The following is a 26,966-nucleotide window of genomic DNA, read 5'->3' on the forward strand; positions in this document are numbered from 1 at the left end:
GATGACCGCGCCGGCACCTTTCCACCCGCACCGCTATCGCAGCGCCTGCGGCCGGCTCGAGCTCTATGCCCGGGTCTACGAGGGCGAGGGGCCGGCGCTGCTGCTGATGCACGGCCTGACGCGCAACGGCGCCGACTTCGAGCCGCTGGCCGCGCATCTGGCGGGCCGCTACCGGCTGGTGGTGCCCGACCAGCGCGGGCGCGGGCTGTCGGCCTATGATCCCGATCCCGACAACTATCGGCCCGACGTCTATGCGGCCGACATGTTCGCGCTGCTCGACGATCTCGGCATCGCGCGCGCCGGGCTGATCGGCACGTCGATGGGCGGGCTCATGGCGATGATCATGGCGGCGACGCAGCCGGCGCGCGTGCCGGCGATGGTACTCAACGACGTCGGCCCGCGGATCGAGGCGGCCGGGCTCGCGCGAATCCAGGGCTATGTCGGGCCGACGGGCGATGCCGCCGACTGGGCCGAAGCCGCCGCGCGCTGCGCCGCGATCAACGGCGCGGCCTTTCCCGACTTTGTCGAGGCCGACTGGCTCGCCTTCGCGCGGCGCACCTGCGCGGCGACGCCCGAGGGCCGGCTCCGCCTCGCTTACGATCCGGCGATCGCCGCCAGCGTGAAGGGCGATAGCCCCGCGACCGTTCCGCCCGATCTCTGGCCTTTGTGGGACATGCTCGCGGCCTTGCCCGTGCTCGTCATCCGCGGCGCGCTGTCCGACCTGCTCTCGGCCGAGACCGTCGCCGAGATGGGCGATCGCCATGCCGGGCCTTTCGCGGCGGTGTCGGTCCCCGCGCGCGGCCATGCGCCGCTGCTCGACGAGCCCGCGGCGCTCGCAGCGATCGTGCCTTTCCTCGAAGCGCACGTCGGCTAGATGGCCGACGCCACGCCACCCGCAGGCCTGCCGGCGCGCCCGAACCTCGTTCTGGCGATGCTGTTGCTCGTCTACGTGTTCAACTTCGTCGATCGCCAGATCCTCGCGATCCTCGCCGGTTCGATCCAGCGCGATCTCCAGCTGTCCGACGGGCAGATGGGCCTGCTCGGCGGGCTCGCCTTCGCGCTGCTCTATTCGACGCTCGGCGTGCCCTTGGCCTGGCTCGCCGACCGCACGAGCCGGTCCTGGGTGATCACCGTTTCGCTCGCGCTGTGGAGCGGTTTCACCACGCTCTGCGGTTTCGCCCAGGGGTTCTGGCACATCTTCCTCGCGCGCCTCGGCGTCGGCATCGGCGAGGCCGGCGGGGTCGCACCGTCCTATGCGCTGATCGCCGACTATTTTCCCGCGCATCGCCGCGCCTTCGCACTGTCGGTCTATTCGCTGGGCATTCCGCTGGGATCGGCCGCGGGCGTGCTCGCGGGCGGCTACATCGCGGCGATGGTCGACTGGCGCGCGGCCTTCCTCGTCGTCGGCCTTGCGGGCATCCTCGTCGCGCCCCTGTTCAAGCTCACCGTCCGCGATGTGCCCAAGCCGGCGCAGGCGGACAGCGAGCCGGCGCCGCGTTTCCGCGTCATCGCCGGCGCACTCGCGCGCAAGCCGTCGTTCTGGCTGCTCTCGTTCGGCGCGGCGACGAGTTCGATGCTCGGCTACGGCATCGCCTTCTGGCTTCCCAGCCTGCTCCAGCGCAGCTTCGGCCTGAGCCTGGTCGAGGTGTCGCACTTCATCGGTGCGATGCTGCTGATCGGCGGTGTCGCCGGCATGCTGCTAGGCGGCTGGCTCGGCGATCGCCTGGGCAGCGGCGACCGCGCTTTCCTCGCCTATCTGCCCGCGCTGGCCTTCGTCATCGGCGTGCCGCTATTCGCTGCAGGCATCTACAGTTCCGACGCCAAGCTGGCCTTCGTCCTGTTCCTAGTGCCCCAGGCGATGGCCTATGTCTGGCTCGGCCCGGTACTGTCGGCGGTGCAAATGCTCGTGCCGCCGGCGCAGCGGTCGACGGCCTCGGCGCTGTTCCTGTTGATCAACAACCTGATCGGTCTCGGCGGCGGCATTTTCGCGCTGGGCGCGCTGTCCGATGCACTGACCCCGACCTATGGTCACGATGCGCTACGCTATTCGATGCTCTATTCGCTCGCGCTCTATCTGGTCTCGGCCGTGCTGATGACTCTGGCCGGTCCGCGCCTGCGCCGCGACTGCGCCTAGACGGGGCTAATACCCGCCGACCGCGCGAACCATCGGACGTGCCCCGCGTTGGACTCCGCATATTCATCGGAGACCCCAGGATGACGAAGTTCGGATACAAGCTGATGACGGAGGAGCACGGGCCCAAGGCGCTCGTGGCCAATGCGATCCTTGCGGAGCAGGCGGGGTTCGATTTCGTCTCGGCTTCCGACCACTTCCATCCCTGGCTCGAAGCCCAGGGGCATTCGCCCTTCGTCTGGTCTGTACTCGGCGCGATCGCGCATGCCACGGAGACGATCGGTATCACCACCGGCCTGACCTGCCCGATCATCCGCTATCATCCTGCGATCGTCGCGCAGGCTGCGGCAACGGTCGCGCTGCTCAGCGATAACCGTTTCACCCTGGCGGTGGGTGCCGGCGAGCGGCTGAACGAGCACGTTACCGGTGCGGTCTGGCCGCCCGTGCCCGAGCGGCATGCCATGCTGGGCGAGGCCGTCGATATCTTTCGCCAGCTCTGGCAAGGCGGGGTAAGCACCTATGCCGGTGCCTATTTCACGCTCGATCACGCCCAGCTCTACGATGCCCCCGAAAAGCCGATCCCGGTGGTGCTGGGCGTCAGCGGGCCGGAATCGGTCGAACTCGCGGTCGAGATCGCCGACGGCATCATGACCACTTCGCCCGTGGCGGAGCTTGTCGACGGCTTCCGCAAGAGCGGCAAGGAAGGCCCCGCCTATGCCGAGGTGGCGTTGGCCTATTCCGCGACCGAGGAGGAAGGCCGCCGGATCGCCCACGAACGCTTTCGCTTCTCGGCCTTCGACTGGTCGGTCAACAGCGAATTGCCGACCGTCGCGGGCTTCGAGGCCGCGACCAAGCATATCAGGCCCGAAGACCTCGCCGAGACGATCTCCGCGGGGCCCGACCCGGAAGTCCATCTCAAGGCGATCCGCAAATATCTCGATGCCGGCTTCGATCACATCGTCCTGACGGGCATCGGTGACGATCAGCAGGGCTTCACGCGCTTCTTCGCGGAGGAACTGCTGCCTGAACTGAAGCGCGGAGGTTGAACGCAACGCGCGCCTTGGAACCGCTGCCGCGCGCTCGCGTTCGCTCATCGCCAGGACGCAAAGGGACTGGAATGCCTCGCTTCTTTTTTCACGTGCACAATGGCGACGGTGAGACGCGCGATGACGAAGGTCTCGATCTGCCCGACCAAGCCAATGCCCGCGACGTAGCGATCGACAGCATCCGTTCGATCATCGCCGAAGAGGCACGGCAAGGCATGATCGACCTGCAGGGCCGCATCGACATTACCGAGGGCGAGGATGCGCTGCTGCAGGTCGCGTTCATCGAGGCTTTCGATCTGCGGCTGCCCGAGGGCGATGGCGCATGATCGACAGCCTGCTGCTCAAGCTGCGCAAGCGCGACGTCGTGTCCCCCGCGGAGGAACAGGCGCTGCGCGATATCATCAACGAGGTCGAGGACATCCCCGCGCGCAAGACGGTCGTCCGGCGCGGTGAGCCGCTCAACCGCTCGATCCTGCTGATCGAGGGTCTGATGTGCCGCCACAAGGATCTGCGCGACGGCGGGCGCCAGATCACCGCACTGCACGTTACCGGCGATTTCCTCGACCTTCACGGCTTCACGTTGAAGCAGCTCGATCATGACGTGATGGCGCTCTCGCCCTGCCGCGTCGCCTATGCCCGGCACGACCTGCTGACGCGGCTGACCGAGGTCCATCCGCATTTGACGCGGCTCTTGTGGTTCTCGACCAATCTCGACGCGGCGATGCACCGAGAATGGGAACTGTCATTGGGCCAACGTACGGGCGCTGCGCGCGCCGCGCACCTGTTCTGCGAGGTCTATACGCGACTGCAGATCGTCGGGCGGCTCGACGATCAGGCCTATGCGCTGCCGATGAACCAGAGCGAACTCGGCGAATGCCTGGGCCTGACCGTGGTGCACACCAATCGCGTGCTGCGCGAACTGCGCGAGCTCGGCTTCGTCCAGTTCAGCCGCGGGCGCGTGGTGATCGAAAATATCGAGGGGCTCAAGGCCTACGCCGAATTCGACCCGACCTATCTCTATCTCGACGCGGTACCGCGCTAGGCGGTCAGTAGGGGGCGGGCCCCGGCATCGACGCGCCCGAGCCGGAAATGCCGAAGCCCGGCGCCGGTCCGCCGCGCGGCATCGCTCCGGTTGCGCCATGCGGATCGGCTGGGCCAACCAATTCGCGCTCGCTCGGCTTGTCGACCGGCGCTATCGGCGGGCTGCTCTCGATCGCGAATTCGGGCGTGGCTTCGACCTTCAGGGGCACGCCATCGGAGGGCATGATCTCGGGCTCGAGATGCTTGTGTCCAGTCCTGGGCGCGGGTTTTGCCGGCTTGCGCACGACGGGTGCGGGTGCGGCAGGGGCCTCGCTGGCTTTCGCGAGGCGGACCTCGACCGAACCCGTCACGACCTTGACGGCCTGGGCCGGACGGTCGGCAGGCAGTGGCGCGCCGGGCCCGAGATCGGCCAGGTCGACGACGTGGACCAGCAGCGCGCCGATGACGCATGCCGCTGCGGCGGCACCGATCGCGCGCGGCAGCCACAGCTTCGTGCGCGCTCGGCGCGGTGCCGCTGGCGTTTCCGCTTGCGGTGAATCCAAAGGTTGTTGCTGCGGCAGCGCGGTGACGTTGCGCACGATCCGCGCCGCGAGATCGGCGGGAACTTCGGGAGGTGTCAGCTCGCCCAGGTTTCGAATCAGGTCGCCGTCGCGATCCGGCTCGTCCATCACGCAAGCAATTCCAGGTCGTCGCTGCGTACGCCGCGCGCTTCCAGCAGCTCGCGCAGGCTGCGCCTTGCCCTGAACAACAGCGATTCCATGGCCTTCAGATTGAGCTCCAGCACTTGTGCGGCCAGTATGTTGCTCAAACCTTCGAAATAGCAAAGCACAATCGCTGCACGGTGGCGTCCGGGCAATGAAGCGAGTGCATCCTCAACCGTGTCGTTGAGCCGCCGCATCGCCAGCGCGCGCTCGGGGCCGGGGGCGTCGTCTACCAGATCGGGCAGGGTATCGGTGGTGACCACGCGGAACTGGCGCAGCCGGTCGAGGCAGCGGTTGACCACGACGCGGTGCAGCCAGGCGGGCAGGCCACCGCCGTGCGCGCGCCATTGCGGCGCGGTCTGCCAGAGCTTGGCGAAGGCTTCCTGGACGATGTCCTCGGCCTCGGCGGTATGGCTCAGCATGCGGCGACCGACGCGATAGAGCTGCGGCGTGTAGCGTTCGACGATGATGGTGAAGGCTGCGACGTCGCCCTGCGCGACGCGGGCCATCAATGCCGTGTCGTCATCGGCCGCGCAGGCTTCGCGGGCGCGGTGGAGCGGCAGGGCCGGCTCGGCATAGAGACCGGCCGTTTCCGTCACTGGTTCGAATTCGTGGCGCTCTTCAAATGTCACACGGACCCCGATGCCGCGGGACGCTACGTGGCGTCCTCTGTCGTCGGGCCTTGCGCTAGGCCGTGGCTGCTGAACGGCAGATTTATGTTCACCTCTGCACGAGCGCCGCAAAATTTTTTGCTGGTGCAGCGAAGGGTGGGGCCGGTCGCCCCGTTAAGCGCCCCGTGAGTTTCGCAATGTCGCCTCGCCGGCGCGATCAACGCCGACCCCCTGTCTCCGGCGGTCGCGGCCTTGCGGAGCTCCGCTCCATTTCTCTTCGATCAGGACGCCCTTTGCCGATGCGCAGCTTCTCGACGACTTCCTGCCTCGCTGCGCTTGCCGCCGCTCTCGTGACCTCTCCCGCGCTGGCGGACACCTCGGTCAGCACCTCGACCACCACGCCGCTCAAGACCGCTAGCGCGGGTGACGTGACGGTCACGGCCGACGGCACGATCTCGGTCGCATCGGGCACTGCGGTGGCGGTGGACAGCAACAACAAGGTCAGCAACGCGGGCAACCTCAAGGTCGCGGGCGCCAACGGCGCCGCTGCGATCACTGCCGCGGCGGGTACGAGCACGACGATCACTAATTCGGGCACGATCGCCGTGACCGAGGACTTCGTTCCCGCCGATGCCGACAGCAACGGTATCGCCGATGGCCCGATCGCCTCGGCCAGCAACCGCTACGGCATCCGCACGCTGCCCGGTGGCACGGTCACGGGCAATGTCGTCAATTCGGGCTCGATCACGGTCGAAGGTCTGAACTCGGGCGGCATCGTGCTCGATTCGGCGCTGCAGGGCTCGCTGACCAGCAGCGGCACGGTGCGCGTGATCGGCGACAACAGCGTGGGCATCAAGACCGGTGCGGTCAGCGGCAACGTGCTGATCAGCGCAGGCACGATTACCGCGATCGGCGAGGGTGCGACCGCGCTCGCGGTCAATGGCGACGTCGGCGGCACGGTGACGATCCAGGGCACCGTCCAGCAGGCGGTCTCCTACACCAACGACAACAGCACCACGACCACGCTGGCACGCGGCGACCTGCGCGTCGGTGCGCCGGCGGCGGTGATCTCGGGCAATGTCGCGGGCGGCGTGATCGTCGGCGTACCGCCGACCACCTCGACCACCAACACCGACGTCGATGGTGACGGCATCGCCGACAGCTCGGAAGGCACTGGTTCGCTGATCTCCTACGGCAACGGTCCGGCATTGCTGATCGGCGGCGCCAGCCCGATCACGATCGCTCCGGTTACCGGCTATACCGGCGGCTATTCGCTGGTCATCGACGGTTCGGCGACGGGCAATGCCTATTTTACCTCGACCGACGCCTATGGCGTGGTGATCGGCGGCAAGGGCGGGACAGTGAACCTGCCCGGCGGCATCGCGGTCAACGGCACGATCGCCGCCAACACGGTCGATGCGACCGCGACGGCGCTGTTGATCAACGAGGGCGCCACCGTCGGCAAGCTCGTCAACAGTGGCGCGATCACCGCCGCGATCACCTCGCCCGGCGACGGCGCGGTCTATGGCGTGCGTGACCTGTCGGGCACGCTGACCACGATCGAGAACACCGGATCGATCTCGGTCGGCGGTACCAGCGAGGACGTCCGCCGCGCGATCGACCTGTCGGCCAACACCACGGGCGTGACGATCAGCCAGTCGATCAATTCCACCGATGCCGCGACGCGTGCTTCGGTCGAGAAGGACGGCACGGTCGACACCACGGTCTACACCCAGATCCGAGGCGACATCGTTACGGGTTCGGGCAACGACACGCTCTCGGCCAGCGACGGCCAGATCGTCGGCAACACCTATTTCAACGCCGGCGACGACAAGCTCGTCCTGTCCGATCGCGCGCTCTACTCGGGCAAGGTGTTCTTCGGCACCGGCGCGGCCTCTGCCGCACTGTCGGGCAAGTCGAGCTTCTACGGCACGATCGACTTCGGCGGCACGGCCGGCACCTTGACCCTGGCCGACAGCGCCAAGTTCCTCGGCACGATCGCCAATGGCAATGCGGCCGCGGTGACGGTCAACGGCGGCACCTTCGGCGCGAGCGCGGCCGACAAGTATTCGGTCGGCTCGCTGACGGTCAATTCGGGCGGTACTTTCGGCGTCTACATCGATGGCGCAAAGGGCACGAGCTCGCTCGTCACCGCGCAGACCGCGACCTTCGCCAGCGGCGCGAAGATTTCGGCGACGATCTCCTCGCTGGTCGGTGCCGAGGGCAGCTACACCGTGCTGACCGCGGGCACGCTCAACGGCACGGGCACCTTCGACAACACCAGCACGGCGCTGCCCTACATCTATGCGGGTTCGGTCGCGGCCCAAGGCAACGATCTGGTGCTGACCATCCGCCGCAAGGCGGCGAGCGAGCTCGGCCTGCGCCGCGCGGCCTCGCAGGGCTACGAGGCGATAGTCGAGGCTGCCGCCAGCGACACCAAGATGACCGCCGACGTGCTGGGCATCGACAGTGCCGAGGCATTGCAGACCCAGTTCGACCAGCTCCTGCCCGATCATGCCGGCGGCGTGTTCAACGCGGTCACGCGCGGTTCGCGTCTGGCCGCGGCGCACGTCATGGACGCGGATTCGATCCACGACATCTCCAACGTCGGCGGTTGGTTCGAGCCGGTCTACTGGCGCACGAGCAAGGACGCGACCGGCACGGCCGCCTACAAGGCCAGCGGCTGGGGCCTGACCACCGGTTTCGAACGCGACGTCGGCTTCGGCCGGGTCGGCGTGTCCTATGCCTGGCTCAAGGGTACGATCGACAACAATGGCGGCACCGGCAAGGTCGACAGCTCGCAGCACGAGGTCGCGCTGTTCTGGCGACTGGCCAAGGGCCCGTTCTACGCTTTCGCACGCGGATCGGCGGCGCGCGTCTCGCTGTCGAGCGAGCGCAGCTTCACCGGCGACAACAACGGCACCAGCTTCACCTACAGCAATTCCGCTGACTGGAAGGGCTGGCTCTATTCGGGCGCGGCCGGTGCTTCCTATGAATTCGACGTGGGCGAAAACCTGACGCTGCGCCCGCAAGGCACGCTCGACTACTACCGTCTCAGCGAGAACGGCTATACCGAGACCGGCGGCGGCACGGCGATGGATCTGACGGTCGAAGGCCGCAAGAGCACGGCGCTGACCGCGACGACCAGCATCACCGCCTCCTACCGCTTCGGCCGCCGCACGAAGGACGAGCGGCCGCTGACGATCGAGTTCGAGGGTGGCCGCCGCAACGCGGTTTCGGGTTCGCTCGGCACCACCTACGCCAGTTTCGAGGACGGCGATGTCTTCGCGATCACGCCCGACGGGCGCAAGTCGAGCTGGCTCGGCGAAGCGCGGCTGCTTGCGGGAGGCTGGGACTTCACCTGGAAGATCGCGGCGCGGGCCGAGAGGACCGAGGGCAACATGAGCTACGGCGGGCGCGCCTCGCTGAGCGTGGCCTTCTGATCGGGGGCCGGCGTGAGCGGATACGTTCTTCGCCGGCTCGAACCGCACTTCGCGGAAATTCTATCACGCTACGAGGCCGGCGAGCCGTTCGATACGATCGCCGCCGATCATGCCTGCGCCGGCAGCACGGTTCGCCGCCTGCTGCTCGGCCACGGCATCGAACTGCGGCCGACCAAGTGGCAGCTGAGGGCCCGCGCCTAAGCGGATCTCGTCCAATATTCCCGTCATTGCTATTGCGAATTCTTAGCAAATGGCTAGAGGGCTCGGCAGGGTTCGACAAAGGGAATAAAACATGAGGTCCATTCTGCTGGCGGGCGTCGCCTCGCTGTTCGTGTCGCAGGCCGCCTGGGCCGAAGAGGCCGCGGCTGACGAGACCGGCAATGCCGAAGACATCGTCGTCACGGGCTTCGCCGGTACCAAGACCGATACCGCGCTGATCGAGCTGCCCCAGCCGATCAAGGTCATCTCGGCCGAGACCTATCAGGCCCAGGGCGCGATCAGCATCAGCGACACGGTCAAGTACGCCGCCGGCGTCCTCGCCAGCCCCTATGGCCGCGACACCCGCGTCGACGGTTTCAACGTCCGCGGTCTCGACGCGCTCCAGTTCCGCGACGGCATGCGCGACATCTTCTCGTATTACGCCAGCGTCACTTCCGATCCCTACAACTTCTCGCGCGTCGAGATCGTCCGCGGCCCGGCCTCGGTGCTGTTCGGCCAAGGTTCGATCGGCGGCCTGGTCAACCTCGTGTCGAAGACCCCCGATTTCGAGACGCGCGGCGAATTCAGCGCGGTCTACGGCAGCTTCGATCGCAAGGAATTGCTAGGCGACGTCAACTATGCGCTGTCGGACACTCTGGCCGTGCGCTTCGTCGGCCGCGCGCGCGATGCTGATACCTATGTCGCCAACGTGCCCGACAATCGCGTGATGATCGCGCCGTCGATCCGCTGGAAGCCGACGCCCGACACCGACGTCGTGCTGACCGGGCTCTACCAGAAGGATCACACCGGCTCGACCTCGCAGTTCCTGCCGATCGTCGGTACCTTCAAGCCCAACCCCGGCCAGCCGCGCCAGCTCGACATGTACACCTTCGTCGGCAAGCCCGGCTGGGATCGCTACGAGGGCCACTCGGCGCAGGTCATGGGCAGCGTCACGCACAACTTCTCGGACAACGTGCGGTTGAGCCTCAAGGCGCGCTATATCGACACCAATCTCGAATACTTCACGCACTACGCGGACAGCTACACCAACCCGTCGGATCCTTTCGCGGTCTACGGTACCGACCGCCGCACGATCGGCCTCTACGCCGATGCCAGCGACGCGCGGATGAACGTATTCTCGACCGACAACAACCTGCAGTTCACCTTCAACACCGGTGCCAACATCGAGCACAAGCTGCTCGTCGGGGTCGACTACAGCTGGAACGAGGTCGGCAAGCGCTATGCCGGCGGGACCGAGATCATCGATCTCTACAACATCGATTACGCCGCGCTGAAGACCTACGATCCCACCGGTCCCTTCGCCGAGGAATCGCAGAAGCAACTCGGCATCTACGTGCAGGACCAGATCCGCTTCTACGATCGCGTCTCGCTCGTGCTCGGCGCGCGTCGCGACCACGTCACGGGTTCGTCGGGCCAGACCGACAATGCCACGACCTTCCGCGCGGGCATCATCGGCGACATCGGTGCGGGCTTCTCGCCGTTCTTCTCCTACACCGAGAGCTTCCTGCCGCTCGCCGGCCGGATCGCCAATGCCGACGGCACCTTCGGCGTGCCCTACAAGCCGCAGGAAGGCACCCAGTTCGAGGTCGGCGTGAAGTGGCAGCCTGAGCGCAACACGCTGGTCACGGTCACGGCCTTCCAGATCAAGGAACGCAACCGCGTCCTCTATCTGGCGAGCAATGCTACGACCCAGTCGGGCCGGCTGAAGACCAAGGGCATCGAGTTCGAGGCGAGCCACACCTTGCCGGGCAATTTCGAACTGCTGCTCAACTACGGCTACAGCGAGCTCAAGTCCGAGACCAACACCAGCCTCGATTACATGCCGCGGCACACGGCTTCGGCCTGGACCACCAAGACCTTCGGCCTGCCCGAAGAGGCGCGTCTGCGTCTGGGTGCGGGCGTGGTCTACAACAGCAACAGCAAGTCGACCGGTCCGCTCGATCCCTATGGGCTCAACCCGACGATTCCGGCGGGCACGCTCTATTCGGTGGTCACCCCCGCGCGGACCACGGTCGATGCGCTGGCCGAGATCACTTGGGGCGACTGGCGCTTCGCGGTCAACGCGACGAACCTGCTCAACAGCAAGAAGTTCGCCTCGTGCCTTGCGCGCGGCGACTGCTTCATGGCCGCCCCGCGCAACGTGATGGGGACGATCGGCTGGAGCTTCTGACTTAGACTTTAGTCTAACCTACCTGATAGGTGTTGTTAGACCTTTCTGACAGGTTTACAGCCCCTCCTCGCGGAGGGTGCTGTGACCGAGTCCAAGTTGCGCATTGATGTTTCGGCCGAATTTGTCGCTTTTGTCGGCCCCGGTGGGCTGAATCGCGAGGATTTGCCGAGCGACAGCCTGGTCGTCGGGTTCGCCGGGCTCGAGTGCGAGGCCGCGGCCGTGCTCCGGTTCGATCCGCATTCCGATGATGCGACCGAGATGACCGCCGAGATTGTCCTCGTCGTCCAGCGCGAGGCCTGCCGACGGCTGTTCGGCGGATTGCCGGCGAAGGCGGGCAACTGGTACCTGCCGAGCCGGCTGCGCGACATCGTGCGCTCGATCCTCGATTGCGAGGCCGCGCCGACCGCGCGCGCGATGCTCCAGGGCGCGCGCAGCGTCGACCTGCTGTGCCAGGCCTTCGCCGTGCTGGCCAAAGGCGAGCTCGTCCCGGTCGAGGGCGGGGGGCTGATGAACGAGCTCGACGCCGCGCGGATCGCCGCGGCGCGGCGGATGATCGACGAGAAGTGGCAGGAGAAGCTCACGCTCGAAGCGATCGCGCGCGCTTGCGGAATCAATCGCGACAAGCTCTCGCGCGGCTTCCGCACCGTCTACAACGCGACCGTGGCCGACATTCTGACGGAAAACCGCCTGAGCGGGGCGCGGCGGTTGCTGCTGACCAGTGACCTGCCGGTGGCGACGATCGGCTATCGCTGCGGATATCTCAACAACGCCAGCTTCACGCGGGCCTTCACCCGGCGCTACGGCCTCTCGCCGAGCCAGTTGCGGCACAAGGGGGAGATCGCTGCGTGAGCGAGCCGACGACCAACCAGGCCGCGACCGGCAAGACCACGCTCGTCGAGCGGGCGATGGCCGCGGTGCGCGACTATATCCGCGATAACGATCTCAAGGTCGGTGATGCGCTGCCCGGCGAGGGCAAGTTCGCCGCCGATCTCGAGGTCAGCCGCGCGGTCATGCGCGAGGCCTTCGGTGCGCTCGCGGCGCTGCGCCAGATCGACGTCGCCAACGGCCGGCGTGCGCGCGTCGCCGCGATCGACGGGTCGGTCATGGCCTCGTCGCTCGATCATGCGGTGGCGACCGCCCAGGTCTCGGTGGTCGACGTCTGGGACGTGCGCCGCACGCTCGAACTGCGTACCGTCGGCCTGGCCGCACAGAACCGCAGCGAGGCGCAGGCGCGCCAGATCCTGGCCGCGGCCGAAGCCATGACCGCTGCTGCCGGCGATCTTGCGCGGCTCAGCGAGGCCGACGTCCAGTTCCATCATGCGATCGCCGAGGCCAGCGGCAATCCGCTGTTCCACCAGATCGTGCGCTCGTTCAGCCGGCTGATGGACATGGCCGTGCCGCGCGCCTGGCAGACACGCCAGACCGAAGGTCAGCGGCAGGAAATGCTCGAACTCCACCGCGACGTCGCCCAGGCCATCGTCGATCGCGACGCGCCGCGCGCGATCGCGCTGATGGACCGGCACTTCGACACCTCGATCGGCGATCTGATGCGGCTGCGCGAGCCGAACTGAGCGGCCACGTTTCCTACCGCGCTGCGATCTGCGATACTGCCCGTGGCACGTCGTCGTGCTTGTTTGGAATTGTCGGCGGTGTTGGAAAAGTGTCACCCGAGCGGGGCTGGGCGGCGCATTGAATTAGCGTGATTTTATGCCGATGCGGCCAGGTGACAGGGTGACACATGTGTCACCCTGGTCGGGCATCCGACTCAGTCCACGAAGGCGCGTTCGATCACGAAGTCGCCGGGCTTGGCGTTCGAACCTTCGGTGAAGCCCAGGCCTTCGAGCTGGTGTTGCAATTCGCGGATCATCGCCATCGAGCCGCACATCATGACGCGGTCGGTTTCGGGATTGAGCTCTTTCGGTCCGACCAGCGGATGGCCGAACAGCGTGCCGTCCGCGATCAGCGCGCCGATGCGGCCCGTCGTGCGGAACGGCTCGCGGGTCACCGTCGGCAGGTAGTGGAACTGCAGCAGCGCCTGTTCGCCAACCAGCGGATCGCCGGCGAGCTGGCTCTCGAGCTCTTCGCGGAAGGCGAGGTCGCTGACCTGGCGTGTGCAGTGGACCAGCAGGACCTGGCTGAAGCGTTCGTAGACGTCGGGATCGCGCGCGAGGCTGAGGAACGGCGCGAGGCCGGTGCCGGTCGAGAGCAGGAACAGTCGCTTGCCGGGCAGCAGCGCGTCGGTGACGAGCGTGCCCACGGGCTTGCGGCCGAGGAACACCTGGTCGCCGGGCTGGATCTTCTGCAGCCGCGAGGTCAGCGGGCCGTCGGGCACCTTGATCGAGAGGAATTCGAGCTCTTCGGCATAGGCGGGACTCGCGATCGAATAGGCGCGCAGCAGCGGGCGTTCCTCACCCATCAGGCCGATCATGACGAATTCGCCCGAGCGGAAGCGGAACGAGGCCGGCCGCGAGATCGTGAAGCTGAACAGGTGCTCGTTCCAGTGGCGGACCGAGCGGACTTCTTCGACCGTCAGCGCGGCCGAAGGGGCGAGATTGGCCACGGCGGCCTTGCGGTCACTCATCATTTGGACTCCTTGTGGGTTTCGCAGCTCGGCTCGAACGGCGCGAGGCCGACCTCTGCCAGCCGTTCGGCCGCTGCGGTCAGCGCCTGTGCGGTCGGTGCCACGCTGTCTTCCTCGATCATCAGCGCCAGGGTTCCGCGCAGCGCGGCCTCATGCCTCAGCGCGGCATCGCGCCAGAGGCCCGCGAGCAGCGCTTCGTCCTCGACGATCTGGACGCAGGCCATCGGCGCCAGGTTCAGGCGTTCGCTTGCGCCACGGTGGAGCAGGGCCATTGCCGTGTGAAACGCGGGCAGGGCCGCGAGCGCACCGACCCCGGCGAAGCCGCGCGTCAGGGCTACGGGCTGGCAGGCTCCGCGCGACGTGGCGTGGGTCCAGCCGCGCATCGCCCAGAGCAGGAAACGGCCGCCATTGCCGAGGCTTTCCACCGGCCGGTCGACGAAATCGTACATGGACACTCTCCAGCGGACGGCACGCCCCGATCGGGCGGAGCTTCCTGTACGCTATTGAGAGTCATTTGCAATATAAGAAGTGTTGCTGGGGCGGATAGCCGCTCTTGTCGCGTTCCTCGTTAGCTGCTGGGCACGATCTTGAACACGTCGCCGCCGAGCGTGACGATGTAGAGTTCGCCGCTCTGGTCCTCGCCGAAGCTGGTGATCTGCGTGAGACTGCCGGCATTGGGGGTGAAGGCGGCGTTGCGGTTGGTGAAAGTCGTGCTCGGCGCGGTCGTGCCCTGGGTGAGCCCGGCGATCGGGACCGACCACACATTGTTGCTGATGAAGTCGCCGAAGATGTAGAGTCCCTGCAGCGCTTCGAGCGAACCGCGATAGACATAGCCGCCGATCAGCGAGGCCCCCTGCAGCGGACCGCTGCCGTGCGAATATTGCGTGACCGGCATGGTGATGCCCGCGGGACTGGCGCCGGGCGTCGCCTGGGTGCCCTCGAACAGCGGCCAGCCCAGATTGAGCCCTGCCTGGGTGGTCTGGACGCGGTCGATCTCCTCGATCGCGCCTTGGCCGACGTCGCCGATCCACAGGTCGCCGTTCGCGCGATCGAAGCTTGCGCGATAGGGATTGCGCAAGCCGTAGAGCCAGACCTCGGGCGCGCCGCCGCTGGTGGCATAGGGATTGGCCGGCGGAATGGCGTAGTCGCGGTTGGGATCGCTCGGGAAATCGTCCTTCGACACGTCGAGCCGCAGGATCTTGCCGAGCAGGGTCGACTTGTTCTGGGCATTGCCATCGGGATCGTTCGAGCCGCCGCCGTCGCCGGTGGCGACATAGAGCAGGCCGGCCTTGTCGAAGCCCAGCCAGCCGCCGTTGTGATTGCTGCGCGGGTGCGGGATCGTCAGCAGCAGGTCTGAACTCGCCGGATCGAGCACGTCCTTGCTGCCAGCGCTGGCGACGTAGCGGCGTAGCTGGATCGCGCCGTCGGTCCCCGTCAGATAGACGTAGGCCCGGCCGCTCGTGCCATAGTCGGGCGCGAGCGCGACCCCGAGCAGCCCGCGTTCGCCATCGGTCGAGACCTGGCCGGTGATGTCGAGGAACGGCGTTGCTGCGATCGCGCCGGTTGCCGGGTTGAGGATGCGGATCCGCCCGGCGCGCTCGACGACGAGAACGCGGCCGCTGCCGTCGGCTATGGGTGCCAGGTAGACCGGCGCGGCGAAACCGGTGCCGACGCGTCGGACCGCGAAGCCGCCGCTAACGCTGTCGGTGACGGTGATCGCCACCGTGCGCGTGGCGCTGTTCTGCCCGTCGGTGACCGAGAGGACGACGTCGTAGACGTTATCGCGGTTGGAATCGACCGGGGTCTCGAAATCGGGCGGCGTCCTGAACGAGAGCGCGCCCGAGGCGCTGATCAGGAAGAGGGCGGCATCGGCACCGCCGGTGATCGAATAGGTGAGCGGCGCACCGCTCGAGCTGGTGGCGACGGCGGTGTAGATCGTGCCCGAGGCATTCTCGACGACCGAGGCGGTGGTGGCCGAAGTGAAGCTGGGCGGGGTCGGGCCGGTTCCCGTTGCGGGATTGCCGCCCCCGCCATCGCTGCAGGAAGAGAGCGTCAGCGCCAGGGCGGATAGAATGGGGAGAAAACCATAGCGCTGCACGTGAGACGTCATGTCAGACCTCGCTCAGCACCCCCGCACAAAGTGTTGCAGGCCTAGCCCCGCTCCGCAAGCGCCGTCCGGCCCAGGTTTTGCGCCGAAGCCGAACGATCTCCGGTTTGGTTGCGGCGCCCGGTGGGGCAAAGTCGGCAAAGCGTCTCAGCCGATCGGCACAGTCGAACATGATCGACATGCGAGACCTATCTGATAGGAATATTGGGCTATCAGATAGGTTCGGCTCGCGGGTTCGCCCCCGACGAGCGGAGGGGAAAGACAAATGGCATCTTCGAATCGCTGCCGCGGTATCCTGGCAAAGGCTGGCGTCGCGCTGGCCGCGCTGTCTGCAGGCCATGCCTTCGCGCAGACGGCCGAGCCCGAGGGCGGCGCGGCCGAACCCGCTTACGGCGAGATCGTCGTCACCGCACAGAAGCGCGCCGAGCGCCTGCAGGACGTGCCCGCCTCGGTCTCGGTGCTCGCGACCGACGACCTTGCCCAGCAGGGCGTGGTCCGCTTTTCCGACTATGCCACGCGGGTCCCCGGCCTGTCGCTGACCTCGGGCCGCACGGGCAATGCCCAGGTGACCCTCCGCGGCATCACCACCGGCGCTGCGCAGCCGGGCTCGACTACGGGCTACTACGTCGATGAGGCGCCGGTCGGTTCGGTCAACGCCTATACCGGCGGCAGCTCGATCACCCCCGATCTCGACCCCTCGGATCTTGCGCAGATCGAAGTGCTCAAGGGGCCGCAGGGCACGCTCTACGGTGCGGGCGCGGTCGGCGGCCTGCTCAAGTTCGCGACCACGGGCGTCGACCTCGACGATTATGCGGCCCAGGTCTCGGGCGGGATCAGCACCGTCGCCAAGGGCGAAATGGGCTTCGCGCTGCGCGGCATGGCCAACCTGCCGATCGAGAAGGACGTGTTGGGCCTGCGCGTTTCGGGCTTCTTCCGCCGCGACGGCGGCTATGTCGACAACGTCAACGCGCGCACCGGCCGCAAGGACATCAACCGCGCGACGGTCCGCGGCGGCCGCGCGGTGCTGGCGGTCAAGCTGGCCGACAACGTCCGCCTCGATCTCTCGGCGATGGGTCAGGACACCAAGAGCAACGGCACCAACCTGACCGACGTCGATGCCGTCACGCTGAGGCCGATCACCGGTGATTTCCAGGCGAACCGCGTCGTCCGCGAAGAGGGCTTCGTGCGCCTGCGTCTCTACAACGCGACCCTGAAGGCCGAACTCGGCAAGATCGATCTCGTCTCGTCGACCACATACCAGCGGATCTACTTCAAGGAGATCACCGACAACACGCGCGGCTTCGGTGCCGCGCTGGGCCCGCTGCTCGGCCTCGGCAACAACCTCGGCGTGCGCGTCAACACGATCAAGCGCACCTCGCGCTGGTCCGAGGAGGCGCGCGCGAGCGCCAACGAACTGCTCGGCGGCGCGCTCGATCTTCAGGCGGGCTTCTACTGGACCAAGGAAGAGGACACCAACCGCATTCCGGGCATGGACGCCTTCCTCGTCAGCACCGGCGCGGCGGTGACCCTGCCGCGGCCGCTGGCGATTGCCTCGATCGATTCCTCCTACGAGGAATATTCGGTGTTCGGTAATGCGCGCCTGCATCTCGGCGAGAAGTTCGACGTGCTTGCCGGCCTGCGCTACAGCCACGACAAGCAGGATTACCTGCAGGACTATCAGGGCATCATCATCGGCCCGACGCGGCTGATCGTGCCGGGCAAGGCCAGCGACAACGTCACCACCTGGCTGGTCTCGCCGCGCTTCAAGGTCTCGGACGATCTGATGGTCTACGGCCGCGTCGCCACAGGCTATCGTCCGGGCGGCCCGAACCCGGCGCCACCGACGGGCAACATCCCGCTGACCTTCCAGCCCGACCGGCTGACCCAGTACGAAGTGGGCCTCAAGGCGCAGACCCCCGACCGCAGCCTCTCGTTCGAGGGCGCGCTGTTCTATACCGACTGGAACAACGTCCAGATCCAGACCAGCGGCGGCGGTTTCAACTACCTGGTCAACGGCGGCAAGGCGCGCAGCCAGGGCGGCGAGGCGACCTTGCGCTATCGCCCCGTCGAAGGCCTGTCGCTGGGCGCCAACGTCTCCTACATCGACGCCAAGCTGACCTCGGCCGCACCGGCGGCGGGCGGGCGCGACGGCGATCGGCTGCCCTATGTGCCGCACTGGTCGGGCTCGGCCTCGGCCGACTATACGGTGCCGCTCGCGGGCGATGCCAAGGCCAGCTTCGGCGCGACGCTCAACTTCGTGTCCGACCGGATCAGCGACTATGCGCTGCGCTTCCCCAAGCGCCTTGCCGGCTATGCCACGGTCGATCTGCGCGCGGGGGTGGAGACGGGCAACCTCTCGTTCTCGGTCTTCGCCAAGAACCTGACCGACAAGCGCGCAATCAATGTCGCTGCCCAGGCTGCCCTGGCGCCGAGCAACACGCCGGGTGCGGTCTACTATGCCTCGTTCATCCAGCCGCGGATGGTCGGCGCCGAGGGCACGGTCCGGTTCTGATGCACCAGCCGGCCATTCTCGAGCGCGTGCCCGTTGCGCCCGCCTTCATCGCCGCGCTGCGCGAGCGGTTCGGTGATCGCGTGCAGACGGGCGAGGCGATCTGTCGCCAGCACGGCACCAGCGAGGCGCATTTCGATCCGGTCCTGCCCGATGCCGTGGTGTTCGCGCGGAGCACCGAAGAGGTCGTCGCGCTTGTGCGCATGTGCGTCGCGGCGGGGGTGCCGGTCGTGCCCTTCGGCGCCGGCACCTCGATCGAGGGCAATGCCCTGCCGGTGCGCGGCGGCGTCAGCCTCGACCTCTCGCAGATGACCGAGATCGTCGCGGTCCATGCCGAGGACTTCGACTGCACGGTCCAGGCCGGCGTGCGGCGCGAGGAATTGAACGTCCACCTGCGCGATACGGGCCTGTTCTTCCCGATCGACCCCGGGGCCAACGCCACGCTCGGCGGCATGGCCGCGACGCGCGCCTCGGGCACCAATGCCGTACGCTATGGCACGATGCGCGAGGCCGTGCTGTCGCTGACCGTGGTCACGCCGCAGGGAGAGGTGATCCGTACTGCGCGCCGCGCGCGCAAGTCTGCCGCGGGCTACGATCTGACGCGGCTTTACGTCGGCTCGGAAGGCACGCTCGGCGTCATCACCGAAGTGACTCTGCGCCTCCATCCGATCCCCGAGACGATCTCCGCCGCGGTCTGCGGCTTCGAGACCTTGCAGGGCGCGGTCGATACCGTGGTCCAGTCGATCCAGCTCGGCGTGCCGCTGGCGCGGGTCGAAATCCTCGATGACGTGCAGATCCGTGCCTGCAACACGTGGTCGAAGCTCGATCTGCCAGAGGTCACGACCCTGTTCTTCGAATTCCACGGCTCGCCCGCGGGGGTCGCCGAGCAGGTCGAGACGGTGGGGCAACTTGCGGCGGCGAACGGCGGCGGCAATTTCCAGTGGGCCTCGACTCAGGAAGACCGTTCGAAGCTCTGGAAGGCGCGGCACGAGGCCTATTACGCCGCGGTCAACCTGCGCCCGGGCGCGATCGGCTGGGCGACCGACGTCTGCGTGCCGATCAGCCGGCTGCCCGAATGCATCACCGAGACCAAGGTCGATCTGGCCGCGGCGAGCGTGCCGGGCACGATCGTCGGCCATGTCGGCGACGGCAATTTCCATGTGATCTTCTCGATCGATCCGAATGCGCCCGAGGAACTGGCCGAGGTCGAGGCGCTCAACGCGCGGATCGTCGCGCGGGCGCTGGCGATGGATGGCACCTGTACCGGCGAGCACGGCGTCGGCCTGGGCAAGCAGGAATGGCTGGCCGAGGAACTGGGCGAGGGCACGGTCGAGGTCATGCGCCTGCTCAAGCGCGCGCTCGATCCGCAGGACCTGTTCAACCCGGGCAAGATCTTCGCGCTCTGAGATCGGCGGCGGGTGCCGATCGGGCATCGCCTTGCGCGCGTCGCTGATCTAGGACGGCCCCATGCCGCTCTCGCTCCTGCTCGCCGCCGCCGCGCTCGGCGTCACCGACAATCCCTGCCCGGTGCCGGTCGTCGTGCCGCCGCAGATGGCGGCCTGGCGCAGTGCCTTCTATTCGGGAAAGGGTGTGCAGACCCCGCCGCCCGCGGCCGAGCTCGCTGCCTATCGCGCGGCCTATGCCGAGGCGCGCAAGGGGGACTGGCCGGCGATCTGCCAGTATCGCGGCGACAACCTGCGTCTGCGCACGATGCCCCAGGCGGCGCGGGAGGTCGTGTTCATGGGCGATTCGATCACCGAGAACTGGGGTTATGCCGATCCCGCGTTCTACCGCACGGGGCGGATCAACCGCGGCATCAGCGGCCAGACCACGCAGCAGATGCTGCTGCGCTTTCCCTCGGACGTGATCGCGCTGCGCCCGCGCGTGGTCCACATCATGGCCGGGACCAACGACATTGCCGGCAACACCGGGCCGACCACGCTCGATGCGATCGAGGGCAACATTGCCGCGATGGTCGTCCTGGCCAAGGCCGCGGGCATCCGCGTCGTCCTCGCCGCGACGCCGCCCTCGGTCGTGTTCAACTGGACGCCGACCCTGCGCCCGGCCTCGACGATCGCCGCGCTCAATCTGCGGCTGCGCCAGCTCGCCGCGCGCGAACGCGTGACCTTCGTCGACTATGGCACGGTGCTGGCGACGCCGACCGGCGGCCTGCGCCCCGAATACACCTTCGACGGTACCCATCCCAATGCCGCCGGCTATGCCGCGATCGCGCCCTTGGCGACGCGGGCGCTGCAACAGCGCTAGGCAGCCGCACATCTCGCTATCGTTATTGCGAGTCGGTTGCGTTATCCTTGTCCGCGGCGCGATACTTGGCTAGCGTGGTGCCATGTCGCTACGAGCTCGGAAATGGATCAGGGTCGGCTTCGCCGGACCCGGCGCCTTCATCATCGCTCTGGTGATCATGGCGGGCATGGCGCTGTGGCTGCCGCAGGGCGCCGCACAGATCGACAATCTCGTGCTCCCGCTGATCCTGTTCCCGCTGATCTGGGCCGCGCTGTTCTTCCACGCCTGCCTTGACGGCAAGCTGGGCCGCGTCGCCGTGGTCGCACTCGGGCTCTGCGTGATCCATGCGGGTCTCGTCGCCAACAAGTTCATGTCGAAACCCGCCGTTCATCCCGCCGCAGCTCATGAGGCGAAGTCATGATCCATCTCCCCAAGGAAGAGACCAAGCTGATGGTCGCCGTCCACGGCTGGTCGGGCATCGTGCTGGGGCTGCTGCTCTATGCCGTGGTGCTGACCGGCATGGCGGCGGTCTTCGCCGAGGAGATCGGCGCCTGGTCGGCGGGCCACGTCGAGACGCGATCGGCTTTCGAGAAGCCGATCGACGCGCAGGTCCGCGCGCTGATTCCGCGCACCCCGGCCGAGTTCCGCGACGACGTCAACGCCTTCGAGATCGGCGATCACAACCTCGGCGTATTCTTCCATCGCCACGAGCTCAAGCCCAACGGCGAACCCGTCGATCGCGGCGTCTATTACCAGCTCGATGCGGCCGGGAACGTGCAGAAGGAACTGCGCGGCAAGGGTGAAGAGGTGTTCGGCCCGCGCAACGACGACGCGCTGAGTTCGTTCCTCGTCGATACCCATGTGCGGCTGCACCTGCCCAATCCCTGGGGGCTGTTGCTGACCGGCGTGCTCGGCCTGGCCATGCTCGTCGCGGCGATCTCGGGCCTGCTGATCCACCGCCACCTGTTCAAGGACATCTTCACCTTGCGGCGCAAGGCCAACCCGGTGCTGGTCGATCGCGACCGGCATTCGGTCGCGGGCACCTGGAGCCTGCCCTTCGCCTTCATCCTGGCCTTCACCGGCTCGTTCTTCTCGTTCTTCGGCACGGTCGGCGTGCCGATCGTCGCAATGGCGGCCTTCGGCGGCGATCAGGTGGCACTGAGCGAGGCCGTCTTCGGCAATCCCGGCAAGCCAGACCCGACGCCCAAGGCGATCGGCAATCTCGACCGCATCACCGCCGACGCGGCGAAGCGCGCGGGCGGCGCGCCGACCTTCATGACGATCGAGCATTTCGGCCGCGCCGATGCCGTGGTCACGACCTTCCACATGCCCAAGGCCGGCGACATTGAGCCGAGCACCCTGGTCTACAAGGGCGCCACGGGCGAGTTCGACCGGGCCAAGCCCTCGATCGGCACGCGGCCTTCGGCGGGCGGCACGCTCGCGGCGATCATGGGCCCGCTGCACTTCGGCAATTTCGCCGGGGTGCTTTCGAAGGCCGTCTGGTTCGGGCTGGGCTTCGCCATGTGCTACGTCACCCTCACCGGCCTGCGCCTCTGGCTGGTGCGTCGGCGCGAGGGTGCGCGGTCGCTCGACTGGCTCGAGCGCGCCACCACCGTGGTCGGCTTCGGCCTGCCCTTTGCGCTGCTCGTCTGCGCCGCCGCCTTCCTCGTGACCATGCCGCTCGGTACGGCGGTGTTCTGGACGCCGACGAGCTTCGTCGCGGCCTGCCTCGTCACGATCGCCGCGGCTTTCGTCCTGAGCAACGCAAGGCTTGATCGCGCCCTGCAGATCGGCATGGCCGTGTTGCTGGTGGCGCTGCCTTTCGTGCGCTTCGCCACGGGCGGCCCGGGCTGGGGACCGGCCCTGGCGACGGGCGAACTGGCGATCCCGGCGGTCGACCTCGCGCTGTGGTTCGGCGGCGGCTGGGCGCTGTGGAACCTGCTCGGCCAGCGCCACGAGGACCGCGGCGCCGACGACTTCGCGCTGCAGCCCGCCGAATGACCTGGCTGCTCTATCCCGCCGTCGCGATCTCGCTCGCGATCATCGCCCTGCTCTGGCACGGCGACCCCAAGCGGCGTCGCACGATCGGCCTGCGTGACAAGGCTGATGGCAGCGGCAAACGCCGTGCGCTGGCAGCCATCGCGCTGGTGCCGGGCCTGGTTCTCGCCGTGCTCGGCGATTCCGCGGCCTTCCTCGTCTGGTTCGGCGCCTGCGCGATCGCCGGCTGGCTGGTCGCGCAGGTCCGCGTCCGCGCCTAGCCCCGAGCGGGCAGAACCCGCGCGCGGCATTCGCCGAAGCCGATGGTCACGCGGCCGGGTGCCGAGGCGCTGGCCTTGAGCGTGATCTCGTCGCCGTCCTCGAGAAAGGTACGCGTCTCGCCGCCGGGCAGTGCGATCGCGCGCTTGCCGCCCTCGCTGAGCTCCATCAGGCTGCCGAAGCCCTCGCGCGTCGGCGCCGAGATCGTGCCCGTGCCGAGCAGATCGCCGGGCTGGAGGTTGCAGCCGTTCGAGGCGTGATGCGTGACGATCTGCTGGACCGTCCAATACATCGAGCTCGCCGGGCCGGTGGAGAGCCGCAGCGACTCGAGGCCCTGCTCGCGCATCTTCGCGGTGGTCAGCCAGACCTCGAGCGTCAGCGCCAGCGCGCCGTGTGCCTGGTCGTCGGCGTCGGCAAGGTAGGGCAGCGGCGCGGGATCGCCTTCGGGGCGCGCCGGCTGGGCCATGCGGAACGGTGCGAGCGCTTCGGGCGTGATCACCCAGGGAGAGATCGTCGACTGGAAGTTCTTGGCCAGGAACGGCCCGAGCGGCTGGTATTCCCAGGCCTGGAAGTCGCGCGCCGACCAGTCGTTGAGCAGGCAGAAGCCGGCGATGTGATCGGCCGCCTCGGCGATCGGGATCGGCTCGCCCAGCGCATTGCCCGCACCGATCCAGACGCCGAGCTCGAGCTCGTAGTCGAGCCGCGCGGTCGGACCCACAACGGGCACCTCGGCCTCGGGCGGCTTGCGCTGACCCTTGGGGCGTACCAGCGGCTCGCCCGAGGGGCGCACCGACGAGGCGCGGCCGTGATAGCCGATCGGCACGTATTTGTAGTTGGGCAGCAGCGGATTGTCGGGCCGGAACTGTCGGCCGATGTTGTTGGCGTGGTGGATCCCGACGTAGAAATCGGTGTAGTCGCCGATCCGCGCGGGCAGGTGCAACACGCAGTCGGCCGCCGGGTACAGCGCGTCGCTGAGGCTGCCGCGGAAGCTCGTGCGCGTCAGCAGGTCGCTGATCGTCTTGCGCAGTTCGCCGCGCGCCTTGACCGGCAGGGCCAGCAGGCGGTTGAGCGTGTCGTCGAGGCAGACGTCGACGACATGAGGCGGCAACAGCCCGCGTTCGGCGCAGATGGCGAGGTCGAGGATCTGATCGCCGATCGCGACGCCGATCCGCGGTGCCTCGCCCTCGGGCGCGAAGACGCCGTAGGGAAGGTTCTGCACGGGGAAATCGGCATGGCCGTTGGCGCTCTCAACCCAGGACTTGCGCCCGGCGTCGTGCGTTTCGTCAAGCATCGTCGTCTTCTTCCCCCTTGGATTCCACGGCGTGCAGCCATTCGGCGTGGCGCGGTGCTTTCTTGGTCTGGCTCCATTCGTCGAGCATGGGCTGCGCGACGCGCTGCAGCTCGGCATATTGGTCATCGGTGCCGATGTCGGCGGCCAGTTCGACGCGGTGCCCGTTGGGGTCGAAGAAATAGATCGACTTGAACACGCCGTGATAGGTCGGCCCCAGCACGTCGACGTCGTTCGCTTCGAGATGCGCCTTGGCGGCCAGCAGTTCGTCGAGACTGCCCACGCGAAATGCCAGGTGCTGGACCCAGGCCGGGGTGTTCTCGTCGCGGCCCATGTCGGGCTGGTTGGGCAGTTCGAAGAAGGCCAGGACGTTGCCGTTCCCCGCGTCGAGGAAGACGTGCATGTAAGGATCATAGGCCCCGGTCGAGGGAACGTGATCCTCGGCGAAGGCGGTGGTGTAGGTCATGCCCAGCATGCGCTGGTACCATTCCACCGTCTGCTTGGCGTCGCGGCAGCGATAGGCGGCATGGTGGATACCGCCCAGTTTGATGGGATGCCCGCTGGGATGCTCGCTCATTCGGCCGGCTCCACCGACAGGGTGCCACGGCGGATCTGGTCGAGTTCCATCGACTTGAACAGCGCGGTGAAGTTACCTTCGCCGAAGCCTTCGTCCTTCTTGCGCTGGATGAACTCGAAGAACACCGGGCCGATCTTGGGCTGGCCGAAGATCTGCAGCAGCAGGCGCGGATCGCCGGCATCGGTCGAACCGTCGAGCAGCAGGCCGCGCGACTGGAGCGCGTCAAGCGGCTCGCCGTGGCCTGGCAGACGCTCGGCCAGCAGTTCGTAATAGGTCGCGGGCGGGGCGGGGACGAAGTCGTTGCCCAGCGCGTTCAGCTTGTCCCAGCTGGCGTAGAGATCGTTCGAGGCGAGCGCGATGTGCTGGATGCCTTCGCCGTTGTAGGCGCGCAGGTATTCCTCGATCTGGCCCTTGCCGCTGGCGCCTTCCTCGTTGAGCGGGATGCGGATCTTGCCGTCGGGCGCGGTCATCGCGCGCGAGGTCAGGCCGGTATATTCGCCCTTGATGTCGAAATAGCGGATCTCGCTGAAGTTGAACACGCGCTCGTAGAACGAGGCCCAGTGGGCCATGCGGCCGCCGTAGACGTTGTGCGTCAGGTGATCGATGATCGTGAAGCCAGCGCCGACGGGATTGCGATCGACGCCGGCTTCGTAGACGAAGTCGATGTCGTAGATCGACAGGTTTTCGGCCCCGTTCTTCCCGTCATAACGGTCGATCAGGTAGATGATCGAGCCGCCGATTCCGCGGATCGCGGGCAGGCGCAGTTCCATGGGGCCGGTCTGCACCTCGACAGGCTCGGCGCCGCGCTCGATCGCGGCGGCATAGGCCTTGGCCGCATCCTTGACGCGCCAGCCCATGCCGCAGGCCGAAGGGCCGTGCTCGGCGGCGAAATAGGCGGCGGGGCTGCGCGGTTCGTAGTTGGCGATCAGGTTGATCCCGCCCTGGCGCCACAACTGGACATCCTTCGAGCGGTGCCGGGCGATCAGGGTGAAGCCCATCGCGGTGAATACGGGTTCGAGCAGGCCCTTCTCGGGGGCGGAGAACTCGACGAATTCGAATCCGTCGAGGCCGATGGGGTTTTCGAACAGGTCGGTCATGCGGGAGTCCTTGAAAGCTTGGCGCGGGCATAGGCTTGGGTGCCAAGGGTGAAGACGTGGTCCTCGGGCAGCACGGTCTCGGGTGTCAGATCGGGCTGGCCTTCGAGCCGGTGATAGAGGGGGGCGAAATCGGTTTCGATCGTCTGGCGCAGCAGGTCTTCGAAGCTGTCGATGACGAAGTAGGACTGCTGGTAGTCGTCGATGCGGTATTCGGTGCGCATCAGCCGTTCGAGGCCGAAGCCGATGCGGTTGGGCGAGGGATCGTCGAGCGCGAACTTGGACTCGCCGAACGACGAGACGATGCCGGCGCCGTAGAGCTTGAGGCCGCCTGCGCCGCGGATCAGGCCGAACTCCACGGTGTACCAGTAAAGCCGGGCCAGCCGGTCGATCGCGCCGAGCCCGTCGGCGCGCAGACCGCCTTCGCCATAGGCCTGCATGTAGTCGGCGAAGACCGGGTGCGACAGCAGCGGGACGTGGCCGAAGACGTCGTGGAAGACGTCGGGTTCCTCGAGATAGTCGAGCTGCTCGGGCTTGCGGATGAAGCGCCCGGCGACGAAGCGGCGGTTGGCCAGATGCTCGAAGAACACGCGATCGGGCACCAGTCCCGGCACTGCGACGACCTGCCAGCCGGTGGCCTTCATCAGCCGCTCGGACAGCGCTTCGAAATCGGGTATTCCGGGCTTGTCCATGCGGAGCATGTCGAGCCCGGCCATGAATTCGGGAACCACGCGATCGGGCAGCATCGCCGCCTGGCGCGCGAAGAGCCTGTCCCACATCGCATGTTCGGCAGGCGTATAGGCGGCCCAGTCCTGCGGGACAGTCCAGTCCTCCGCGGTGCCCGCGGGACGTGAGAGCTCGGCTTCGGCCATTCGCGTGAACTTCCCACAAATCCCGCGAGAAATCCGTTCAAAGTGTTGGTCTAACGCAGATGGGGCGATAAGGTTC

The 26,966-nt window shown here is 67.3% G+C and carries 25 protein-coding genes; 16 read left to right on the forward strand and 9 right to left on the reverse strand.

Annotated features, from left to right (window positions below; translation table 11 throughout):
- Position 1 precedes the first annotated feature (1 nt).
- The 5 genes from OLX23_RS11810 to OLX23_RS11830 all read left to right on the forward strand — a co-directional run bounded on the left by OLX23_RS11810 (position 2) and on the right by OLX23_RS11830 (position 4,219).
- Positions 2-874 (forward strand): alpha/beta fold hydrolase, encoded by an 873-nt coding sequence (locus OLX23_RS11810; protein WP_264445195.1) that lies wholly within the window; start codon positions 2-4, stop codon positions 872-874.
- Positions 875-2,134 (forward strand): spinster family MFS transporter, encoded by a 1,260-nt coding sequence (locus OLX23_RS11815; RefSeq protein ID WP_264445196.1) that lies wholly within the window; start codon positions 875-877, stop codon positions 2,132-2,134.
- Positions 2,135-2,214: 80 nt separating this feature from the next.
- Complete coding sequence (locus tag OLX23_RS11820; protein WP_264445197.1) at positions 2,215-3,177, forward strand: TIGR03557 family F420-dependent LLM class oxidoreductase; 963 nt, start codon at positions 2,215-2,217, stop codon at positions 3,175-3,177.
- 71 nt (positions 3,178-3,248) lie between these two features.
- Positions 3,249-3,503, forward strand: coding sequence for a DUF6894 family protein (locus tag OLX23_RS11825; protein WP_264445198.1), 255 nt, complete (start codon positions 3,249-3,251; stop codon positions 3,501-3,503).
- Positions 3,500-4,219 (forward strand): Crp/Fnr family transcriptional regulator, encoded by a 720-nt coding sequence (locus OLX23_RS11830; RefSeq protein ID WP_264445199.1) that lies wholly within the window; start codon positions 3,500-3,502, stop codon positions 4,217-4,219. The genes OLX23_RS11825 and OLX23_RS11830 overlap by 4 nt, the downstream gene beginning before the upstream one ends.
- A 4-nt stretch (positions 4,220-4,223) precedes the next feature.
- Here OLX23_RS11830 and OLX23_RS11835 read toward each other — a convergent pair whose 3' ends face one another.
- Positions 4,224-4,889 (reverse strand): hypothetical protein, encoded by a 666-nt coding sequence (locus tag OLX23_RS11835; protein WP_264445200.1) that lies wholly within the window; start codon positions 4,887-4,889, stop codon positions 4,224-4,226.
- Positions 4,886-5,518, reverse strand: coding sequence for an RNA polymerase sigma factor (locus OLX23_RS11840; RefSeq protein WP_264445201.1), 633 nt, complete (start codon positions 5,516-5,518; stop codon positions 4,886-4,888). The genes OLX23_RS11835 and OLX23_RS11840 overlap by 4 nt, the downstream gene beginning before the upstream one ends.
- A 311-nt stretch (positions 5,519-5,829) precedes the next feature.
- On the opposite strand from OLX23_RS11840, the gene OLX23_RS11845 reads away from it, so the two are divergent.
- The 5 genes from OLX23_RS11845 (at position 5,830) to OLX23_RS11865 (ending at position 12,933) form a co-directional block, all read left to right on the forward strand.
- Positions 5,830-8,973 carry an autotransporter domain-containing protein gene (locus tag OLX23_RS11845; RefSeq protein WP_264445202.1) on the forward strand — a complete coding sequence of 1,048 codons (3,144 nt, stop codon included), beginning with the start codon at positions 5,830-5,832 and terminating at the stop codon, positions 8,971-8,973.
- A 12-nt stretch (positions 8,974-8,985) separates the two neighbouring features.
- Positions 8,986-9,174: a hypothetical protein gene (locus OLX23_RS11850; protein WP_264445203.1), complete on the forward strand. Its 189-nt coding sequence runs from the start codon at positions 8,986-8,988 to the stop codon at positions 9,172-9,174.
- A 91-nt stretch (positions 9,175-9,265) separates the two neighbouring features.
- The gene (locus tag OLX23_RS11855; RefSeq protein WP_264445204.1) at positions 9,266-11,362 is read left to right on the forward strand and encodes a TonB-dependent siderophore receptor; all 2,097 of its coding nucleotides are present in this window, start codon (positions 9,266-9,268) and stop codon (positions 11,360-11,362) included.
- Between the two features lie 81 nt (positions 11,363-11,443).
- Positions 11,444-12,211 (forward strand): helix-turn-helix transcriptional regulator, encoded by a 768-nt coding sequence (locus OLX23_RS11860; protein WP_264445205.1) that lies wholly within the window; start codon positions 11,444-11,446, stop codon positions 12,209-12,211.
- Positions 12,208-12,933, forward strand: a complete 726-nt coding sequence (locus OLX23_RS11865; protein WP_264445206.1) for a FadR/GntR family transcriptional regulator — start codon at positions 12,208-12,210, stop codon at positions 12,931-12,933. The genes OLX23_RS11860 and OLX23_RS11865 overlap by 4 nt, the downstream gene beginning before the upstream one ends.
- Before the next feature lie 194 nt (positions 12,934-13,127).
- Here the strand turns inward: OLX23_RS11865 and OLX23_RS11870 are convergent, their stop codons facing one another.
- The 3 genes from OLX23_RS11870 to OLX23_RS11880 form a co-directional block, all read right to left on the reverse strand.
- Complete coding sequence (locus OLX23_RS11870; RefSeq protein WP_264445685.1) at positions 13,128-13,943, reverse strand: ferredoxin--NADP reductase; 816 nt, start codon at positions 13,941-13,943, stop codon at positions 13,128-13,130.
- Complete coding sequence (locus tag OLX23_RS11875) at positions 13,943-14,392, reverse strand: hypothetical protein (RefSeq protein WP_264445207.1); 450 nt, start codon at positions 14,390-14,392, stop codon at positions 13,943-13,945. Before OLX23_RS11875 ends, OLX23_RS11870 begins: the two co-directional genes overlap by 1 nt.
- 119 nt (positions 14,393-14,511) lie before the next feature.
- Positions 14,512-16,053: a PQQ-dependent sugar dehydrogenase gene (locus OLX23_RS11880; protein ID WP_264445208.1), complete on the reverse strand. Its 1,542-nt coding sequence runs from the start codon at positions 16,051-16,053 to the stop codon at positions 14,512-14,514.
- A 262-nt stretch (positions 16,054-16,315) separates the two neighbouring features.
- On the opposite strand from OLX23_RS11880, the gene OLX23_RS11885 reads away from it, so the two are divergent.
- The 6 genes from OLX23_RS11885 (at position 16,316) to OLX23_RS11910 (ending at position 23,061) form a co-directional block, all read left to right on the forward strand.
- On the forward strand, positions 16,316-18,562 hold the full coding sequence (locus OLX23_RS11885) for a TonB-dependent receptor (protein ID WP_264445209.1): 2,247 nt from the start codon (positions 16,316-16,318) through the stop codon (positions 18,560-18,562).
- Entirely contained in the window at positions 18,562-19,965 is a 1,404-nt protein-coding gene (locus OLX23_RS11890) for an FAD-binding oxidoreductase (protein WP_264445210.1), read from the forward strand. The genes OLX23_RS11885 and OLX23_RS11890 overlap by 1 nt, the downstream gene beginning before the upstream one ends.
- 61 nt (positions 19,966-20,026) lie before the next feature.
- On the forward strand, positions 20,027-20,824 hold the full coding sequence (locus OLX23_RS11895) for a GDSL-type esterase/lipase family protein (RefSeq protein WP_264445211.1): 798 nt from the start codon (positions 20,027-20,029) through the stop codon (positions 20,822-20,824).
- An 82-nt stretch (positions 20,825-20,906) separates the two neighbouring features.
- The gene (locus tag OLX23_RS11900; RefSeq protein WP_264445212.1) at positions 20,907-21,224 is read left to right on the forward strand and encodes a hypothetical protein; all 318 of its coding nucleotides are present in this window, start codon (positions 20,907-20,909) and stop codon (positions 21,222-21,224) included.
- The gene (locus tag OLX23_RS11905) at positions 21,221-22,804 is read left to right on the forward strand and encodes a PepSY-associated TM helix domain-containing protein (protein ID WP_264445213.1); all 1,584 of its coding nucleotides are present in this window, start codon (positions 21,221-21,223) and stop codon (positions 22,802-22,804) included. Before OLX23_RS11900 ends, OLX23_RS11905 begins: the two co-directional genes overlap by 4 nt.
- The gene (locus OLX23_RS11910; RefSeq protein WP_264445214.1) at positions 22,801-23,061 is read left to right on the forward strand and encodes a hypothetical protein; all 261 of its coding nucleotides are present in this window, start codon (positions 22,801-22,803) and stop codon (positions 23,059-23,061) included. Before OLX23_RS11905 ends, OLX23_RS11910 begins: the two co-directional genes overlap by 4 nt.
- On the opposite strand, the gene fahA is transcribed toward OLX23_RS11910, so the two are convergent.
- From fahA to phhA, 4 genes are read right to left on the reverse strand one after another with little or no spacing between them, the layout of a single operon-like run.
- Positions 23,058-24,350 (reverse strand): fumarylacetoacetase, encoded by a 1,293-nt coding sequence (gene fahA / locus OLX23_RS11915; RefSeq protein ID WP_264445215.1) that lies wholly within the window; start codon positions 24,348-24,350, stop codon positions 23,058-23,060. The two genes, OLX23_RS11910 and fahA, sit on opposite strands and share 4 nt — an antisense overlap.
- Positions 24,343-24,924 carry a VOC family protein gene (locus OLX23_RS11920; RefSeq protein WP_264445216.1) on the reverse strand — a complete coding sequence of 194 codons (582 nt, stop codon included), beginning with the start codon at positions 24,922-24,924 and terminating at the stop codon, positions 24,343-24,345. Before OLX23_RS11920 ends, fahA begins: the two co-directional genes overlap by 8 nt.
- Positions 24,921-26,021 (reverse strand): 4-hydroxyphenylpyruvate dioxygenase, encoded by a 1,101-nt coding sequence (hppD, locus tag OLX23_RS11925; protein ID WP_264445217.1) that lies wholly within the window; start codon positions 26,019-26,021, stop codon positions 24,921-24,923. Before hppD ends, OLX23_RS11920 begins: the two co-directional genes overlap by 4 nt.
- Positions 26,018-26,890: a phenylalanine 4-monooxygenase gene (gene phhA / locus OLX23_RS11930; RefSeq protein WP_264445218.1), complete on the reverse strand. Its 873-nt coding sequence runs from the start codon at positions 26,888-26,890 to the stop codon at positions 26,018-26,020. Before phhA ends, hppD begins: the two co-directional genes overlap by 4 nt.
- Positions 26,891-26,966 lie beyond the last annotated feature (76 nt).

The organism is Novosphingobium sp. JCM 18896, from assembly GCF_025938095.1.
GTDB lineage: Bacteria > Pseudomonadota > Alphaproteobacteria > Sphingomonadales > Sphingomonadaceae > Novosphingobium.

Bases quoted from the DNA above. Each gene is read 5' to 3' on its own strand.
- OLX23_RS11810 (WP_264445195.1), top strand. From the start codon at position 2: ATGACCGCGCCGGCACCTTTCCACCCGCACCGCTATCGCAGCGCCTGC.
- OLX23_RS11815 (WP_264445196.1), top strand. From the start codon at position 875: ATGGCCGACGCCACGCCACCCGCAGGCCTGCCGGCGCGCCCGAACCTC.
- OLX23_RS11820 (WP_264445197.1), top strand. From the start codon at position 2,215: ATGACGAAGTTCGGATACAAGCTGATGACGGAGGAGCACGGGCCCAAG.
- OLX23_RS11825 (WP_264445198.1), top strand. From the start codon at position 3,249: ATGCCTCGCTTCTTTTTTCACGTGCACAATGGCGACGGTGAGACGCGC.
- OLX23_RS11830 (WP_264445199.1), top strand. From the start codon at position 3,500: ATGATCGACAGCCTGCTGCTCAAGCTGCGCAAGCGCGACGTCGTGTCC.
- OLX23_RS11845 (WP_264445202.1), top strand. From the start codon at position 5,830: ATGCGCAGCTTCTCGACGACTTCCTGCCTCGCTGCGCTTGCCGCCGCT.
- OLX23_RS11855 (WP_264445204.1), top strand. From the start codon at position 9,266: ATGAGGTCCATTCTGCTGGCGGGCGTCGCCTCGCTGTTCGTGTCGCAG.
- OLX23_RS11870 (WP_264445685.1), bottom strand. From the start codon at position 13,943: ATGAGTGACCGCAAGGCCGCCGTGGCCAATCTCGCCCCTTCGGCCGCG.
- OLX23_RS11875 (WP_264445207.1), bottom strand. From the start codon at position 14,392: ATGTACGATTTCGTCGACCGGCCGGTGGAAAGCCTCGGCAATGGCGGC.
- OLX23_RS11880 (WP_264445208.1), bottom strand. From the start codon at position 16,053: ATGACGTCTCACGTGCAGCGCTATGGTTTTCTCCCCATTCTATCCGCC.
- OLX23_RS11885 (WP_264445209.1), top strand. From the start codon at position 16,316: ATGGCATCTTCGAATCGCTGCCGCGGTATCCTGGCAAAGGCTGGCGTC.
- OLX23_RS11890 (WP_264445210.1), top strand. From the start codon at position 18,562: ATGCACCAGCCGGCCATTCTCGAGCGCGTGCCCGTTGCGCCCGCCTTC.
- OLX23_RS11895 (WP_264445211.1), top strand. From the start codon at position 20,027: ATGCCGCTCTCGCTCCTGCTCGCCGCCGCCGCGCTCGGCGTCACCGAC.
- OLX23_RS11900 (WP_264445212.1), top strand. From the start codon at position 20,907: ATGTCGCTACGAGCTCGGAAATGGATCAGGGTCGGCTTCGCCGGACCC.
- OLX23_RS11905 (WP_264445213.1), top strand. From the start codon at position 21,221: ATGATCCATCTCCCCAAGGAAGAGACCAAGCTGATGGTCGCCGTCCAC.
- OLX23_RS11910 (WP_264445214.1), top strand. From the start codon at position 22,801: ATGACCTGGCTGCTCTATCCCGCCGTCGCGATCTCGCTCGCGATCATC.
- fahA (WP_264445215.1), bottom strand. From the start codon at position 24,350: ATGCTTGACGAAACGCACGACGCCGGGCGCAAGTCCTGGGTTGAGAGC.
- OLX23_RS11920 (WP_264445216.1), bottom strand. From the start codon at position 24,924: ATGAGCGAGCATCCCAGCGGGCATCCCATCAAACTGGGCGGTATCCAC.
- hppD (WP_264445217.1), bottom strand. From the start codon at position 26,021: ATGACCGACCTGTTCGAAAACCCCATCGGCCTCGACGGATTCGAATTC.
- phhA (WP_264445218.1), bottom strand. From the start codon at position 26,890: ATGGCCGAAGCCGAGCTCTCACGTCCCGCGGGCACCGCGGAGGACTGG.